The sequence below is a fragment of the Streptomyces sp. NBC_00513 genome (assembly GCF_041431415.1).
Classification (GTDB): Bacteria; Actinomycetota; Actinomycetes; order Streptomycetales; family Streptomycetaceae; genus Streptomyces.
Window position 1 is genome coordinate 1,393,416 of the sequence record NZ_CP107845.1, and the last position, 14,624, is coordinate 1,408,039.

At 73.0% G+C, this 14,624-nt stretch carries 11 protein-coding genes; 3 read left to right on the forward strand and 8 right to left on the reverse strand.

Features of this window, described 5'->3' with window-relative positions; all coding sequences use genetic code 11:
• Positions 1 to 8: 8 nt before the first annotated feature.
• Complete coding sequence (locus OHA84_RS06645; protein WP_266952000.1) at positions 9 to 3,497, reverse strand: M28 family peptidase; 3,489 nt, start codon at positions 3,495 to 3,497, stop codon at positions 9 to 11.
• 153 nt (positions 3,498 to 3,650) lie between these two features.
• Here OHA84_RS06645 and OHA84_RS06650 point away from each other — a divergent pair, with 153 nt between their 5' ends.
• Positions 3,651 to 4,610 carry a LysR family transcriptional regulator gene (locus OHA84_RS06650; protein ID WP_053678231.1) on the forward strand — a complete coding sequence of 320 codons (960 nt, stop codon included), beginning with the start codon at positions 3,651 to 3,653 and terminating at the stop codon, positions 4,608 to 4,610.
• 59 nt (positions 4,611 to 4,669) lie between these two features.
• Here OHA84_RS06650 and OHA84_RS06655 read toward each other — a convergent pair whose 3' ends face one another.
• From OHA84_RS06655 to OHA84_RS06685, 7 genes are all read right to left on the reverse strand, one after another.
• The gene (locus tag OHA84_RS06655; protein WP_266972676.1) at positions 4,670 to 6,757 is read right to left on the reverse strand and encodes an FUSC family protein; all 2,088 of its coding nucleotides are present in this window, start codon (positions 6,755 to 6,757) and stop codon (positions 4,670 to 4,672) included.
• 45 nt (positions 6,758 to 6,802) lie between these two features.
• Positions 6,803 to 7,219, reverse strand: a complete 417-nt coding sequence (locus OHA84_RS06660) for a universal stress protein (protein ID WP_053678226.1) — start codon at positions 7,217 to 7,219, stop codon at positions 6,803 to 6,805.
• Between the two features lie 15 nt (positions 7,220 to 7,234).
• The gene (locus OHA84_RS06665) at positions 7,235 to 8,743 is read right to left on the reverse strand and encodes an APC family permease (protein WP_266951825.1); all 1,509 of its coding nucleotides are present in this window, start codon (positions 8,741 to 8,743) and stop codon (positions 7,235 to 7,237) included.
• An 82-nt stretch (positions 8,744 to 8,825) separates the two neighbouring features.
• Positions 8,826 to 10,355 (reverse strand): FAD-binding oxidoreductase, encoded by a 1,530-nt coding sequence (locus OHA84_RS06670; RefSeq protein WP_266972673.1) that lies wholly within the window; start codon positions 10,353 to 10,355, stop codon positions 8,826 to 8,828.
• Between the two features lie 109 nt (positions 10,356 to 10,464).
• Positions 10,465 to 11,682, reverse strand: coding sequence for an NAD(P)/FAD-dependent oxidoreductase (locus OHA84_RS06675; protein WP_266972671.1), 1,218 nt, complete (start codon positions 11,680 to 11,682; stop codon positions 10,465 to 10,467).
• A 4-nt stretch (positions 11,683 to 11,686) separates the two neighbouring features.
• On the reverse strand, positions 11,687 to 12,205 hold the full coding sequence (locus tag OHA84_RS06680; protein WP_266972669.1) for a hypothetical protein: 519 nt from the start codon (positions 12,203 to 12,205) through the stop codon (positions 11,687 to 11,689).
• 105 nt (positions 12,206 to 12,310) lie between these two features.
• The gene (locus OHA84_RS06685; protein WP_266972667.1) at positions 12,311 to 12,760 is read right to left on the reverse strand and encodes a GNAT family N-acetyltransferase; all 450 of its coding nucleotides are present in this window, start codon (positions 12,758 to 12,760) and stop codon (positions 12,311 to 12,313) included.
• Positions 12,761 to 12,992: 232 nt separating this feature from the next.
• Here OHA84_RS06685 and OHA84_RS06690 point away from each other — a divergent pair, with 232 nt between their 5' ends.
• Both OHA84_RS06690 and OHA84_RS06695 read left to right on the forward strand, forming a co-directional pair.
• Entirely contained in the window at positions 12,993 to 13,967 is a 975-nt protein-coding gene (locus OHA84_RS06690; RefSeq protein WP_053678214.1) for an NADPH:quinone reductase, read from the forward strand.
• A 96-nt stretch (positions 13,968 to 14,063) separates the two neighbouring features.
• Complete coding sequence (locus tag OHA84_RS06695) at positions 14,064 to 14,603, forward strand: SRPBCC family protein (protein ID WP_053678212.1); 540 nt, start codon at positions 14,064 to 14,066, stop codon at positions 14,601 to 14,603.
• Positions 14,604 to 14,624: the final 21 nt, after the last annotated feature.

The following is a 14,624-nucleotide window of genomic DNA, read 5'->3' on the forward strand; positions in this document are numbered from 1 at the left end:
GGCGGGCGTCAGCTCACCTGGAGGGTGACGTCGTCCACCACGAAGGAGGTCTGGAGGGACTGGTCCTCGGCCCCCTGGAACTGCAGGGTGACGGTCTGGCCGGCGAACCGGGAGACGTCGTAGCTCTTCAGCGCGTAGCCGGAGTTCGCGTTCACGTTGGACAGCGTCTCCAGCGTCTGGCCGCCCACCGAGACCTTGAAGGTGTCGTAGACGACGTTCTCGTCCTCGTCGGTGTCGATGTGGAGGTAGAAGGACAGCTGGTGGACCGAGCAGCCCGCCGGGATGGTCAGCGACTGCGAGGCGCTGTCCGTGCGGCTGGTGCCCCAGCCGTTCAGCCACGCCTTGTACGAGCCGCCGTGCGGGGTCTGGCCGGCCTGGTTGGTGATGACGCCCGAGGAGGCGGTCCAGGGGCTGGAGCCGTTCTCGAAGCCGCCGTTGACCACGACCTGGCGCGGGGTGCAGGTGCCGCCGCCGCCCCCGACGGTCAGGGTGTAGGTGGTGCTGTGGCTGGTGGTGCCGGTACCGGTGACGGTCAGCGTGTACGTGCCCTGCGCGGTGCCCGCGCCGACCTGTACGGAGAGCGTCGAGGACTGGCCGGACTGGACGGAGGTCGGGCTGAGGGTGGCGCTGACGCCGGAGGGCGCGCCGGAGACGGACAGGGCGACGGTCTGGGCCGCGCCGCTGACGGTGGTGGTGTTGACGGTGGAGGTGACGCTGCCGCCCGGGTTGGCGGAGCCGGCCGCCGGGGAGGTGGCGAGGGAGAAGTCCTGGGCGGGGGTCTCGCCGCCCACGGCCTGCTTCCAGATCGCGTAGGCGACGCCGTCGGCGCTGCGGTCGAGGACCGTGGCGCTGATGTTGTTCGTGGTGTCACAGGCGCTGTGGTAGCAGGAGTCGTACGCGGAGTTCGCGGTGCCGCCCCACTTGCCGGCCTGGGCGGAGGTCTTGCGGGCGCTGGCGCCGGCCGCGTAGCCGGAGGTGGGGATCCCGCCCTGCTGGAAGGAGTAGTCGTCGCTGCGGCCCTGGCCCTCGACGTTCTCCTCGGGGGCGAGGTTCAGCGAGGTCCAGTAGGCCTTGAGGGGGGCGGCCGCGGCGGAGTTGACGTTGTTGATGAAGTAGCCGCCGTTGGTGGAGCCCACCATGTCGAAGTTGTAGTAGGCCTTGATGGCGGTGCGCTCGGCGCTGCCGAGCCGGCCCACGTAGAACTCCGAGCCGTTCAGGCCCTGTTCCTCGTCGGTCCACCAGGCGAAGCGGACGTGCTTGGTCATGGTGGGGTTCTTCTGGGCGAGGACCAGCGCGTTCTCCAGCAGGGTGGCGGAGCCGGAGCCGTTGTCGTTGATGCCGGGGCCCGCGGAGACGCCGTCGAGGTGGGCGCCGAACATGACGGTCTGGTCGGCGGGGCCGCCGGGCCAGTCGGCGATCAGGTTGTTCGACGGGTAGGTGCAGGAGGTGCAGTTCTGCTCGGTGACGGTGAAGCCGGCGGCCTGGAGCTTGCCCTTCACATAGGCCAGGGACTGGGTGTAACCGGCGCTGCCGGCGCGGCGGTTGCCGCCGTTCTGCGAGGCGATGGTGTTGAACTGGGTCAGGTGCGCCTGGACGTTGGCGACGCTGATGTTCGGCGGGTCGTTGCCGGGCTGGGTGCCGCCGACGTTGAGCGTGTAGTCGACGGTGTGCGCGAGGCTCGGGCCCTGGCCCTTGACCACGACGGTGGAGGCGCCGGGGGCCGCGCTGGAGTTGGCGGAGAGGGTCAGTGTCGAGGACTGGCCGGACTGCACGGTGGCCGGGTTGAAGGTGGCCGTGACGCCCGCCGGCAGGCCGGTGGCGCTGAGGGTGACCTGCTGGGCCGATCCGGTGGTGGTGTTGGTGGACACCGAGGTGGTCACGGAGCCGCCCTGCTGGACGGTGCCCGCGGCCGGGTTGAGGGCGAGCGAGAAGTCGTCGTTCTGTCCGCTCGGGACGCAGGTCGGGTCGGCGCTCTGGGCGGGCACGCTGATGGCGTCCCAGGCGGCCTTGGTCTTGTTGAACAGGTTGCAGGTGGTCGGGTCGAGCGACTTGGCCGCGCCGAGGGTCGCCGTCCGGTACTTCTTGTAGGACATGCCGCTGGTCTTGAGCAGCATGCCGCCGTAGAAGATCTTGCCGGCGTTCTGGACGCCGACGCCGGTCAGGGTGCTGGAGTTGCAGGTGCTGCTGTTGGGCTTGCCGCCGCCCGGGTTGGTGCCCTCGGCGAGCAGGTAGAACCAGTGGTTGAGCGGGCCGGCCGCCGCGTGCACCTCGGTGCCGGGTATCGCGGAGCTGTAGCAGGCCGGGTCGTTGTTGACGGCCGGCGGGTTGTACATGTTCCGGATCGGCCCGCGGCCCTGGAGGTTGATCATCTCGCCGACGGTGTAGTCCGGGGTGTCGTACGGGGACGGCTCGTTGATGTACGCCTCGGTGAGCGCGCCGAAGATGTCACCGGTGCCCTCGCCGAGCCCGGCCTCCTGGCCGCTGGTGCCGCCCGGGGTGTTGGAGTCGATGGCGTGCCCGTACTCGTGGGCGACCACGTCCACGCCGGCGATCCACTCGTTGGCGGTGTTGCGGCCGATGGTGACGGAGCTGCCGTCCCAGTAGGCGTTGAGGTCGCTCAGGCCGACCTTGCCGGGGAAGCTTCGGCCGTTCCCGCTGACGCCGTTGCGGCCGAGCCACTGACCGAGCATGTCCCACTGCTTCTGGGCGGCGAACATGAGGTCGGTACAGCCGGTCTCCTTGGAGGTGGCGTTGGTGCTGCCCCAGGAGTCGGAGGACTTCGAGAAGACGGTGCCGGTGCTGTAGTCGGCGCAGCTCAGGCCGGTGCGGTTCGGGTCGCGCAGGGAGTAGGTGCCGCCGGAGGCGGTGGTGTCGATCGTGAGCGGGCTCGGGCCGTTCCACTTGCTGGTGCCCGTGCCGGCGACGACCTCGTCGTGGCGGTCGACGATCTTGCCGGTGCGGGCGTCCACGAACACGTGCAGCTTGCTCGGAGCGGTCTTCGTGCGGCCGGAGAGGACGGTCTCCCAGGCCAGGACCGGCTTGTCGTCCTTGAGTCGGACGACCAGCCGGCTGTCGAGGACCTTGTCCACCGAGGCGAGTTCCGCGCGGGAGGTGGCCTCGGCCGTGCGGGCGGCGACGGTCGGGGTGGTCGCCACGTCGATCACGGTCGCGGAGGCCGACTGGAGGGCGCGGACCCGGCCCTCGCCGTCGGCGAGGACGACCGCGTCACCACCGACGACCGGCAGGCCGCGGTAGCTGCGTTCGTAGGCGACGGAGTACAGGTCCTGCACCCAGGGGGTGACCAGGCGCCGGTCGTACTGCTGTTGGGGAGAGTTGACGAGGGTGTCGAGTCCGCTGCGGACCGCCGCGTCGGCGGCGGCGACGGCCCGGGCGGCGGATCCGGTGGGTTGTCCCTGCTGCTGGGGCGTGGCCGAGGCGGTGCCGGCCAGCGCACCGGCGAGGCTCGCGGTCAGCGCCATGGCGGCCACGGACGCCATCCATCTGGTGGGCTGCAAGAGTCCACTCCGATCGTGTGTGTGGGGGGTCTGGCTGCGCCGAGTATGGGCGTGGACATGGCGAGATTGGGACATCCCTGCCGGCATAAGACCCGCGTTATGGTGCGGTGGGGTCACCCTGCGTAAGCTGCCCGGATGCAGTTGGAGTTGAGACATCTGCAAGCCGTCTGCGAGATCGCGGAGGCCGGCAGCCTGGGGGGCGCGGCGCGGCGGCTGGGCATCTCACAGCCGGCGCTCTCGGCCCAGTTGCGCAGGATCGAACGGGTCACCGGCGGCGAACTCTTCGTCCGGGGCCGACACGGCGTGGAACCGACCCCGCTGGGCCAGTTCGTGCTGGCCAAGGCACGCCGCGTCCTCAACGAGATGGACGCGCTCGGCGCCGACACCCGGGCCATGTCGACCGACGATCCGCTGCGGCTCGGCTGCATCATGCTCGTCCTGCTCGACGGCCTGCTCGCGCGCACCGATCTGGCCCTGTCCGGGCGGGAGATCACCGTGGACCTGGAGGACTCGGTGACGGCCCTGGTGCGCATGCTGGGCGCGGGCCGCTACGACGTCATCGTGTACGGCGAGGTCAACGACCACGTGGTTCCGTTGCCCGGCGGTGTCCTGGCCCGAACCCTGGTCCCCAGGGAGCCCTTCTGCATCAGGATGTCCGCCCGGCACCCGTTGGCCCGACGCGAGGACCTCGAACTGGCCGAACTGGCCGACGAGCAGTGGATGACCCTGGTGGAGGACGACGACGGCGGCCCCGAGGCGCTGATCGAGGCCTGTGCGAAGGCGGGGTTCGTCCCGTCACTGCGCTATCGGATCATCGACCGCAAGATGCGGCACGACCTGATCGCCGCGGGCCGCGCCATCGCGCTCAGTCAGCCCACGGCCCCCGTCGTGGACGGCACGGTCATGCGCCCCCTGGTCGGCACCCCGATCACCGGACGCATCCGGCTGGCCTGGAACCGCTCCTCGGTCTCCGCGCTCCAGGCGGACGTCCTGTACCGCGCGGCGGCGGGCTCGTACCTCGCCAACATCGACAACCACCCCTTCCACCGCGCCTGGTGGGACGCCCACCCGGAGGTCCACCCGGCCCTCGACTGAACCGGGGCCGTCAGCGGGCCGGCGGGACCGGGACAAGGGGGACGGCGCGACCCGGGCCGTCAGCGGGCGGCGGCGACCCGCGCGGACGGGTCCGTGTCCAGGAGCGCGAGGTCGGCGGTGAGGTTGTCGAGCCAGGCCATCGCCGCGAAGAACACGGGCGCGGCCGTGGCCGGTTCGGGACGGCGCAGGGCCCGCTCCGGCGGCGCCGACGGGGGCCTGGGGGCGCCGGAGCGGTCGGCCGCCTCCCGCAACCCGGCCGCGACCCAGGTTCCGTACTCCCGGATCCCGGCCGCCTCGACCGGCCCGAGCGGCAGGCCGTCGGGGCTGTCGAGGACCCGCCGGGACCCCCAGAGCACGTGGTGGCCGACCATCAGAGCGGCCTGCCAGTCCTGGTGGGGCGCGGCCGGCCGTTGGCGTTCGGCCTGGTACTGGGCGAACGCCGTCTCGGCCATGGTCAGGGCGTGCCGCACCCGCATGTCCTCGGGGCCGGGCGGCGCCCCCGTGTCACGGGTGGTCACCTCGACGTCGTCCGCCGCGGTCCGCAACAACTCGGCCACCGCGCGCTGGAGTTCGTCGTGGGCGCCGCGCGGCCAGGCCAACACGCCGCACACGATGCCGATCACGCTGCCGATGAGCACGTCCAGGAAGCGGACCTCGGCCAGCTGCCAGGTCACGGGCGACAGTTGGGCGAAGACCATGGCGACGACCAGGGTGAACATCGCCTGCGCCCAGCCGACCCCCTTCACCGGCCCGACGATGAACGTGACCAGCATCAGCGGCGGCAGCATGACCTGGTAGACGGTGGTCGCCTCGCCCGCGAGCGCGAGCACGGTACCGGCGGCGAGCGCGCCGAGGCTGGTGCCGATCAGGGCGGTCCGTACGGTGCCGCGGGTGGCCACGGCGGTGGTGCGGGTCAGGCTGACCACGGCGAGCATCGCCCAGAAGCCGTGCGGGAGCGAGTCGATCCCGGCCACGGTGCGGGCGACGGCGAGGGCCACGGCGAGCCGGACGGCGTTCTGGAAGTGCACGGACCTCGGACCGGTGTGCCCGGCGATCCGGTGCCACCACAGTCGGGCCGTGCTCTGTCGGGCGTACCAGAAGCGGTCCGCCGGGTCGCCTTCCCGCCCGGCCGCCCGGCCGTACACGGCGAGTTCCGCCGCCGAGCGCAGGACGAGCGCGGCGTCGGCGACCTCCAGCAGCGCGGCGTGCCGGGGGCCGGAGCCCGGCTCCGAGATCGGGGTGTCGGCGAGTTCGGCCCGCAGCCTCCACAGGGGCGCGGAGTCCGTCGGGGGCCGGCTGCCCTCCCGCAGCAGGACGGCGGTGCCGTCGGCCGACTCCCGCACCGCCCGTACGACGCGCAGGCCGGGCCTTCGGGCGGGCAGCCCGGCCACCGGCGCGGGCAGGTTGCGGAGCCGGGCCAGCAGGGTGCGGGCCGCGAGCCCGGTGTGGGCGAGTCCCCGCTCCCGTACGCCGGGGCCGGCGGGCCGTTCCGCCTCCGGGACCATGGAGGGGCGCAGGGTCTCGGCGACGGCCTTGGACCGTTCGGCCTCGGCGGCGGGCAGGGTGTGGGGCCGGCGTTCCAGGTCGGCCGCGCAGCGGGCCGCCTCGACGGCGGCGTCGGCGGCCCGGTCCCGGTAGCCGGGGACGCGCGGGTCGGGCAGGACGTACCGCTCGGCGAGGATCAGCAGGACCAGTCCCACGAGGGTGCCGCCCAGCCGCTCCGCGAGGTCGTCGGGGGCGTACGGCGGGAAGCTCGGCAGGATGTACATCAGCTGGAGGCCGGGGGCGGCCCCGGCCGGCCGGGGCCCGCCCGCGGCGGCGAACGCCAGGCAGAAGCCGATGACGAGCATGCCGGCGACCGCGGTCCAGGTCCGCACGGCGAGGAAGGTGCCGATCACCACCAGCACGCAGGTCACGGGCAGGACCCGCACGATGACGACGGACCGCTGCCGGCCGGTGCCGGGGATCCGGGACAGGCCCGCCAGGGCGACGGCGGCGAAGAGGGCGTAAGTGGCGCCGACGGGCCGGTCCAGGCCGTACAGCAGCCCGTAGAAGGCGAGGCAGGCGGCGAGGGTGACCCGGACGGACCGGCGCGCGGCCGCCGGCACGGCGCCGGTGCCGGTCCGGAGTTCCTCCAGGGCTCGCACGGTTTCAGCGTCGCACGGCCGGCGCGGGCGGGACATTCGGAGGCGTCACGGCTCCGTCGGGACACACAGCACGGGGACCGGCGACAGGTGCAGCAGCTTGTGCGGGGTGGAGCCGAGCAGGGCGCCGCGGATCGGGCTGTCCCCCCAGGTGCCGACGATGATCACCCGGGCCCGGTGGCGTTCGGCCGCGTCGAGCAGGGCCTGGGCGGGTTTGTCGTCGACGACCTCCACCGTCGAGGGGACTCCGGCCTCGTCGGCGGCCTCCACGGCGTGCGCGAGGGCGCTGCGGCCCGCCTGGCGGACGGCTTCGCGGTGGGCCCGGTACTCCTCCCCGGTGGCGCCGGGCGCGTTCGCCCCGTAGACCAGCACCAGGGGTTCGCCGAAGGCGGCGGCCACCTCCAGGGCCACCCGCAGGGCGCGTTCGGCGCCGGGTGATTCGTCGTACCCGAGGACCACGGACATGGGAGGCCTCCCGCTTCAGTGCTGTTCGGCGTGGACGAGCGCGGGGTCGGCGACGCCGCGTCGCTCCTGCCAGAACCGGCCGTCCCGGAGCCGCCAGAAGCACATGACGAGGACGCCGACGACGGCGATCCCGATCCCGATGACCAGCGGCGGTCCCAGTCCGAACCAGGAGACGCCGCCGGCCGAGTTGGCCGGGTTCGCCATGTCGCCGACCGACTCCACGAGCAGCCAGGACAGCAGTGCGGCGCCGACCAGCGGGCCCAGACCGATGAGCAGGAAGTTGTGCAGGCTCTCCGTCAGGTGGCGCCGGTAGTAGATCACGCAGGCCAGGCCGGTGAGCGCGTAGTAGAAGGCGATGAGCAGGGACAGCGCCGTGAGGGAGTCGAGCAGGGCGTTCTCGCTGATCTGGTTGACGACGAGGTACCAGGCGATGGCGATGCCGGCGACCCACCAGGTGCTGACGTCCGGGGTGCGGAACCGCGGGTGGATGTGGGCGAGCCCCGGAGGCAGTGCGTGGCGGCGGGCCATGGACAGGGCGGTGCGGGAGGCGGGGATGATCGTGGTCTGGGTGGAGGCGAGGGCCGAGGTGCAGACGGCGAGGAGGACCACCCAGTCCAGGCCGCCCATGACCTCGTGGGCGAGGACCGCGAAGACGGCCTCCTCCTCGCCCGCGTTCTCGGCGAGGAAGGCGGTTCCGGCGTAGGCGACGACGGCGAAGCCCACGGACAGGTAGGTCACCAGCAGCACCACGGTGGACCAGATGCCCGCCTTGCCGGGCGCGGTGGCGGAGTTCTCGACCTCCTCGGTGAGGTTCACCGCGGATTCCCAACCCCAGTAGATGAAGACGCCGAGCAGCAGTCCGCCGGTGAGGGCGGCGCCGCCGGCGCCGAACGGGTTGAGCCAGTCGATGCTCGGTTTGATCGAGTCGAGGGTGCTGGTGCCGGCGTAGACGCGGTAGAGGGCGACCACCGCGAAGGTCAGCAGGAAGAAGACCTGGGCGATGATGAGCACGTCCTGGAGGCGCGCCGACATCTCCGTTCCGATGACGCAGACGGCCGTCATGGCGAGGATCACCACGACGGTGAGGGTCTGTCGGATCACGGGGTCGGTCGCCCAGTCGTCGAGGCCGGCGGCGAGCAGACCGAAGTGGACGGCCACGTCGGCGAGGGAGCCGATGACCAGCACGCCGGTCATGGCGATCGCCCAGCCGCCCAGCCAGCCGGCCCACGGGCCCATGGCCCGGGTGACCCACGAGAAGGTGGTCCCGCAGTCCTGGTCGACCTTGTTGAGGTAGTAGAAGGCGGCGGCGATCAGCAGCATGGGGACGAAGGACGCCAGCATCACGCCGGGTGCGTAGATCCCCGCCAGTGCCACGATCGGCCCGATGACGGCGGCCAGCGAGTAGGCGGGCGAGGTGGAGTTGAGGCCGATGACGAGCGCGTCGAGGAAGCCGATCGCGTTGGCTTTGAGCCCCGCCTCCGGGATGTCGCTCGCCGGTCCGCCGGCCGTGCCGTCCTGGGCCATGTACGCATCCTCACGCACCCGGCACCGCCGCGCGAGGTGGGCGGCGGTGCCGGTGGGCCGGTCGGGCCGGGGTGGGGCGCCGTCAGTCGACGGCCTGGGCGAAGCGGAAGAAGCGGTGCGGGTCGTAGGCGCGCTTGACGCTCCGCAGCCGGGCGTAGTTGCGGCCGTAGTAGGCCTCCCGCCAGTTCGTGAGCGCCGGGTCCATGTAGTTCTGGTACGAACGGCGGCTGGAGCGCGGGTACAGCGTGGCGTAGCCGCCGTCGACCCAGGCCTGGGCGCGTTCGCGGTCCTGCGCGGCGGGGTCGCCGACGGGGAGGCCGACCTGGAAGCCCGCCTCGAAGAGCACGTCGCGGTGGACGAACGCGGTGGCGCCGGGGGCGACCTCGTTGATCCGGCCGCCGTACGAGAACAGGCCCAGGAAGCGGAACTGGCCCGGCCGCGGATCGCTCTGGAGGACGGCGAGGGCGGCCTGGGCGGTCGCCGGGGTCCAGCGCCGGTCGAAGTACACGTTGCGGTAGGTGGCGTAGCTCTCCCGGGGCAGCGTGGCCCTCGGGGAGTAGCCGATCCGGTGGCACTCCTCGACGGTGGCGTCGGCGCAGCCGTACACCTTCATCATGGCCTGCTGGTACGGGAGCTGAGCGGCCTCGCGGCTCGTGGTCGGGCGGCCCGCCGAGGCGATCAGCCGGTCGAGGTGTCGGTCCGCGGCGGCCAGGGCGCCGACGTGGGCGCCGGAGACGACGACGGTGGGGGCGGTGCCCTCGGGTGAGTCCGCGGGGAGGATGACGAACAGCTCGGAGGCGAGTTCGCGCGGCGCGTCGGCCATCCAGTCCTGCCAGGCGAGCAGGACGTCGGCGGCGTGGGCCCCGTCGTAGGTGAGGGTGTAGACGGTCATCGAGGGCGCGTCGACGGGGCGCAGTTCCAGGTCGGTGACCACCCCGAAGTTGCCTCCGCCGCCGCCGCGCAGGGCCCAGTACAGGTCCGGGTGCTCGGCGGCGGAGGTGTCGACCACCGAGCCGTCGGCGAGGACGACGCGCGCGGAGACGAGCCGGTCGCTGCCCATGCCGAAGGCGCGCGCCGTCAGTCCGAGGCCGCCGCCCTGCACCCAGCCCCCGATCGCCACGGTGGGGCAGGTGCCGGAGCCGAGCTGGATGCCGAGGGGGGCCAGGGTGTTGAGGATGTCGACGCCCTGGCTGCCGGGGCCGAGGCGGACGGTGTCGCGGCCGGGACGGATGCTGCTCAGCCGGGAGACGTCGATGACGAGTCCGGTGGTGGTCGAGTAGCCGGCCTGGCTGTGGCCGCCGCTGCGGACGGCGGCGTGGAGCCCGTGGTCCTGTGCGAAGCGGACGCAGTGGGCCACGTCGGCGCTGTTGGCACAGTAGGCGACGGCCTGGGGGCGGATCGCGTCGTAGCGGGCCATCTGGAGCTGTTTGGCCAGGTCGTACGTGGGGTCCTGGGGCAGGACCAGTCGGCCGGTCAGCCGTTCGCGCAGGCGGGCGAACGGGGCGCCGCGGTCGCTGGCGAGGGCCGCGGTCCCGAAGGCGGTGCCGGAGGCGAGGAGGCCGGCGGCCCCGGTCGCGGCGCCGGCTCTCATGAGTGTGCGTCTGCTGATCATGCGGATGGCTCCCCCGGTGGGCACGGTGAGGTGGGTGTGGTGGATCGGGACGGGCGTGGTGGATCGAGTCGGTGCCGTGGGTCGGTGCGGTGGGTCGGGTGGGTATGGGTCAGGCGGGTGTGGTGCGGCGGGTGCGGAAGGCGGGGTCCGCCTGGCGCAGCAGTTCGTCGGCGTCGTCCAGCGGGGGGCGGATCCGCTGCGCGGTGAGGGTCCGCTTGAGGGTCTTGGCCTCCGCGCCGGTCAGCCGTACGGTTCGCTCCCAGCCGGTGGTGGACACCGCGCCGGCCTCGCCCAGGTCGAGGGTGGTGACGTGGGGAGCCGGGCGGAACGGTGCGGGCGTCCGGCCGGTCAGGCTCGCGGCGGCGTTGTGCCCGGCGTGTTTGCCGAGCGGGATGGCGTACTGGCAGCTCGGCAGCACGAGGTGGTCAGGGTCCGCCCGGGCGGCGGCGGTGTCCCCCGCCGCGTACACCCCGGGCGCGCCGGGGACGCGGAGGAACTCGTCCACCTCCAGGCGTCCGATCGGGTCGCGGGCGCCGGGGACCAGCGCGGTGAGCGGGGCCGCGACGACCCCGCCGGTCCACACGACGGTGCGCGTGGGCAGCACGGCGCCGTCCGAGAGGGTGGCGCCGGCGGGGGTCACCCGTTCCAGGGTGGTGGCCGGGCGGGTTTCGACGCCGAGCCGCTCCAGCGCCTCGACGATCACCGGTCGGGGGCCGGGGCCGAGGCCGGGGGCGAGTACCGGGGCCCGTTCCACGAGGACCACCCGCACCTCGGCGGTGGCGCCGTGGGGTGCGGCGATCACGCGGAGCCGGCCGACGAGTTCGGTCGCGGTCTCCAGGCCGGTGAAGCCCGAGCCGACGACGAGGGCGGTGAAGCGGCCCGGTGCGACGGGCTCGCCCGGCAGGCCGTGCAGGTGGGTGTCCAGGGCGGTGGCGGAGTCGATGTCGTCGACGTCGAAGAGCAGGTCGGCGCCGGGCAGCTCGGGCCGCACCAGACGGCTTCCGCACGCCAGGATCAACCGGCGGTAGGGCAGGACGAGTTCATGGCCGGCCGTGTCCGCGGTGGTGACACGTCGCCCGACGGTGTCGATTCCCGTCACGGTCGCGGCGACGCGCCCCACCCCGATCGGGCCCAGGACGCGGTCGAGCGGGACCCTCATGGTGTGCGGGTCGGCCTCGTAGAGCCGGGGCCTGAGCACCAGGTCGTTCCCCGGGGTGACCAGGGTGACCGAGTGGTGGGAGGCGCCCGCCTCCCGGAGGGCGCGGACGGCGGACGCGGCCGCCCAGACCCCGGCGAAGCCGCCGCCGACGACGAGGATGTCCGGCATCGCGCTAGCCCCCCGCGCCGTCGGCCCGAAGGCCCGGGTCCCGGGTGATCCGGTCGAGGAGGGCGTGTACCGCGTCCACGGCGTCGACCACCTCTCGGGCGTGTGCCGCCGTCTCGTGGACGTGTCCGACCGCCTCTCGGGCGTGTGCCGCCGCCTGCCGGGTGTGCTCCGCGTCGTACGGGTCCTCGGGCGCGGCGGGGCCGGCCGCTCCGGGGTCGGCCGGCCCCGGGGAGATCAGCAGCTCCAGCACGGCGCCGAGGAGCAGGGCGAGCCGGCCCCCGTTGTCCGCGAGGAAGCTCATCGATCCCTCCGCGAGGGCTGCCCGCAGGCGGGGCGCGGTGAGTGCGCCGTCGCCCGCCGAGGCGGTGAGCAGGAGTTCGCCGATGCGGGCCTCCAGCGCGGTCGGCGCCCACCGGGCGCTCGCGTGGTCCCGGCTCAGGGTGGCCAGCAGGGTGCGGACACGGGTGAGGGCGGCCGGCTCCGGGAGGACGGGGCGGGTCGACGAGGGGGCGTGCGTGGTCATGTCGCCAGCGTCCCGGCCGCCGGACAGGGCGTGACCAAGAACCGGCAAGGCGCGGGCGAGGCCCCGTCGTCGAGAGGCCGCGGTCGGGTGCGGCGGAGGCGGGTCTCAGACCTCGACGGCGAAGTGCAGGGCGCCGATGGTCAGGCCGTGGCGGTGGTAGAAGCGGTGGGCGCCCTGGTTGGTCACCCCGGAGTCCAGTTCCACGCGGACGCATCCCTCCTCCCGGGCCCGGGACTTCAGGGCGGCCAGCAGCAGCGCACCGGTCCCGCGCGAGCGCCGGTCCGGATCGGTGACCAGGTCGTCGACGAACAGGATCCGACCGCGGCTGGTGGCGAGGACACGGTGGGCCGCCACGCCGAGGCAGTGGCCGGCCTCGTCGTAGGCGGCGGTGAACACCAGCCCCTGTGCCTGGGCTTCGGTCGCGAAGGCCGCGAAGGCCTGCTCGTCGAGCGCGGGTCGCAGGGCCCGGATGAGCGGGCCGACGTCGGTGGCGACGCGCGGATCGCCGATCGGCACCTCGTGGAGTGCCGCGGTGCGCGGCGGGGTCGTGGTCATGACCGGCATCGTAGGGATGGCGGCCGGGCGGCCGATGGAGCGGCGGCCTCGTCCGACTTGACGTTCCGGGCCCGGACTTGACGTGCGGGACGGGGACTTGACGGACCTCGGTGGTGCGATTCGCCGTCCGGGGGCGCCGAGGTGACACACCGGGGACGGGGAGGTGACGGACCTCGGGCGGTGATCGCCTCCGGCGGCCCGGGAGCCCCGGAACCGCACCAGAATCCGGGCCATGCGTGCTGCCTACATAGAAGAACTCGGTCCCCCCGATTCCATCCGTCACGGCGAACTGCCGCCGCCCGTTCCCGGTTCGGGTGACGTGCTGGTCGACGTCGAGGTCACCGCCGTCAACCACGTGGACACCTTCGTGCGTTCGGGTGCCTGGCGAACCCCGGTGCCGTTCCCCTTCGTCGTGGGACGGGACCTCGTGGGAACGGTGGTCTCCGCCGGTCCCGGTGCGCCCGGCTTCGCGGCGGGTGACCGGGTGTGGTGCAACAGCCTCGGTCACGCGGGCCGGCAGGGCGCCGCCGCCGAACGGGTGGCCGTGCCGGCGGACCGGCTGTACCACCTGCCGGCGGGGGTGGACCCGGTGCACGCGGTGGCGCTGGCCCATCCGGCGGCGACGGCGCACCTCGCCCTGTTCACGCACGGTCGGGTCCGGGCCGGCGAGACGGTCCTCGTCCTCGGCGCCGCCGGGAACGTGGGGAGCGCGGCGGTGGTGATGGCCGCCCAGGCGGGCGCCCGGGTGGTGGCCGTGGCCGCCGGGCGCGACGCCGCGTACGTGCGCTCGCTGGGCGCCCGGCACTTCGTCGACTACCGCGAGGAGGACGTGCCGGCCCTGATCCGGGCGGCGGCCCCGGACGGCGTGGACCTGTACGTGGACACCTCGGGCCGCAACGACCTGGAGACGGCGGTGGAGTTGCTCGCCTCCCGAGGCCGGGTGGTCGTCCTCGCCGGACTGCGGACGCGTCCGGTGTTGCCGGCCGGCGCCCTGTACCTCCAGGACCGCTCGGTGCTCGGCTTCGCCATCTCCCACGCCCGTACGCACGAACTGGCGGACGCCGCCGCGAACATCAACCGGTTGCTGGCCGACGGGCTGCTGAAGCCGCACGCGACCGAGGTGCTGCCGCTGAGCGAGGCGGGCACGGCGCACCGTCGGCTCGACGAGGGAAAGGTCCGCGGAAAGCTCGTCCTGCGCGTTTCCTGACGCATTCCCGAATTCATGGACGCATGGCGTCATCGACCTGACGGATAGCAATTTCGGCCGTTGACCGGCCGCCCCGACAAAGACAGGATTTCAACCATGACGAACATCATCGAAACCTCACCGCTGTTTGAACTCCGCGCCGACATTTCGGTGAACGCCACGCCCGAGGAGGTGTACGCGGTGGTCAGCGACCTGCCGCGCAGTGCCGAATGGAGCCCGGAATGCATGGGCGGCGAATGGATCTCGGGAGAGCCCTCCGCGGTCGGTTCGATCTTCCGGGGCGAGAACCTGCGCAGCGAGCAGGTCGTCGCCTGGGCCCCGCTGGTCCGCGGCACCTGGTACACCGAGGCCCGGGTCACGGCGGCCGAGCCGGGCCGGACGTTCCGCTGGATGATGCTCACGCACGCCCAGGAGGACCAGGAGAGCGTCTGGGGCTTCGACGTGAAGGCCGACGGATCGGGTTCCGTGCTCACCCACCACTTCCGGATGGGAAAGGCGACCGCCGGAATCCACAAGATCGTCGCGGATCTGGACGAGGCGGGGCGCCGGAAGTTCGTCGACGACTGGACGGCGAAGTTGGTGCAGGATCTCGACGCCACTCTCTCCCGCATCAAGGACGTCATCGAAAAGGCCTGAATTCAGACCGGCATCGGCAAT

What these genes read in the sequence shown, in the direction of transcription:
- OHA84_RS06645 (WP_266952000.1), bottom strand. Translation starts at nt 3,497, where the DNA reads ATGGCGTCCGTGGCCGCCATGGCGCTGACCGCGAGCCTCGCCGGTGCG.
- OHA84_RS06650 (WP_053678231.1), top strand. Translation starts at nt 3,651, where the DNA reads ATGCAGTTGGAGTTGAGACATCTGCAAGCCGTCTGCGAGATCGCGGAG.
- OHA84_RS06660 (WP_053678226.1), bottom strand. Translation starts at nt 7,219, where the DNA reads ATGTCCGTGGTCCTCGGGTACGACGAATCACCCGGCGCCGAACGCGCC.
- OHA84_RS06665 (WP_266951825.1), bottom strand. Translation starts at nt 8,743, where the DNA reads ATGGCCCAGGACGGCACGGCCGGCGGACCGGCGAGCGACATCCCGGAG.
- OHA84_RS06670 (WP_266972673.1), bottom strand. Translation starts at nt 10,355, where the DNA reads ATGATCAGCAGACGCACACTCATGAGAGCCGGCGCCGCGACCGGGGCC.
- OHA84_RS06675 (WP_266972671.1), bottom strand. Translation starts at nt 11,682, where the DNA reads ATGCCGGACATCCTCGTCGTCGGCGGCGGCTTCGCCGGGGTCTGGGCG.
- OHA84_RS06680 (WP_266972669.1), bottom strand. Translation starts at nt 12,205, where the DNA reads ATGACCACGCACGCCCCCTCGTCGACCCGCCCCGTCCTCCCGGAGCCG.
- OHA84_RS06685 (WP_266972667.1), bottom strand. Translation starts at nt 12,760, where the DNA reads ATGACCACGACCCCGCCGCGCACCGCGGCACTCCACGAGGTGCCGATC.
- OHA84_RS06690 (WP_053678214.1), top strand. Translation starts at nt 12,993, where the DNA reads ATGCGTGCTGCCTACATAGAAGAACTCGGTCCCCCCGATTCCATCCGT.
- OHA84_RS06695 (WP_053678212.1), top strand. Translation starts at nt 14,064, where the DNA reads ATGACGAACATCATCGAAACCTCACCGCTGTTTGAACTCCGCGCCGAC.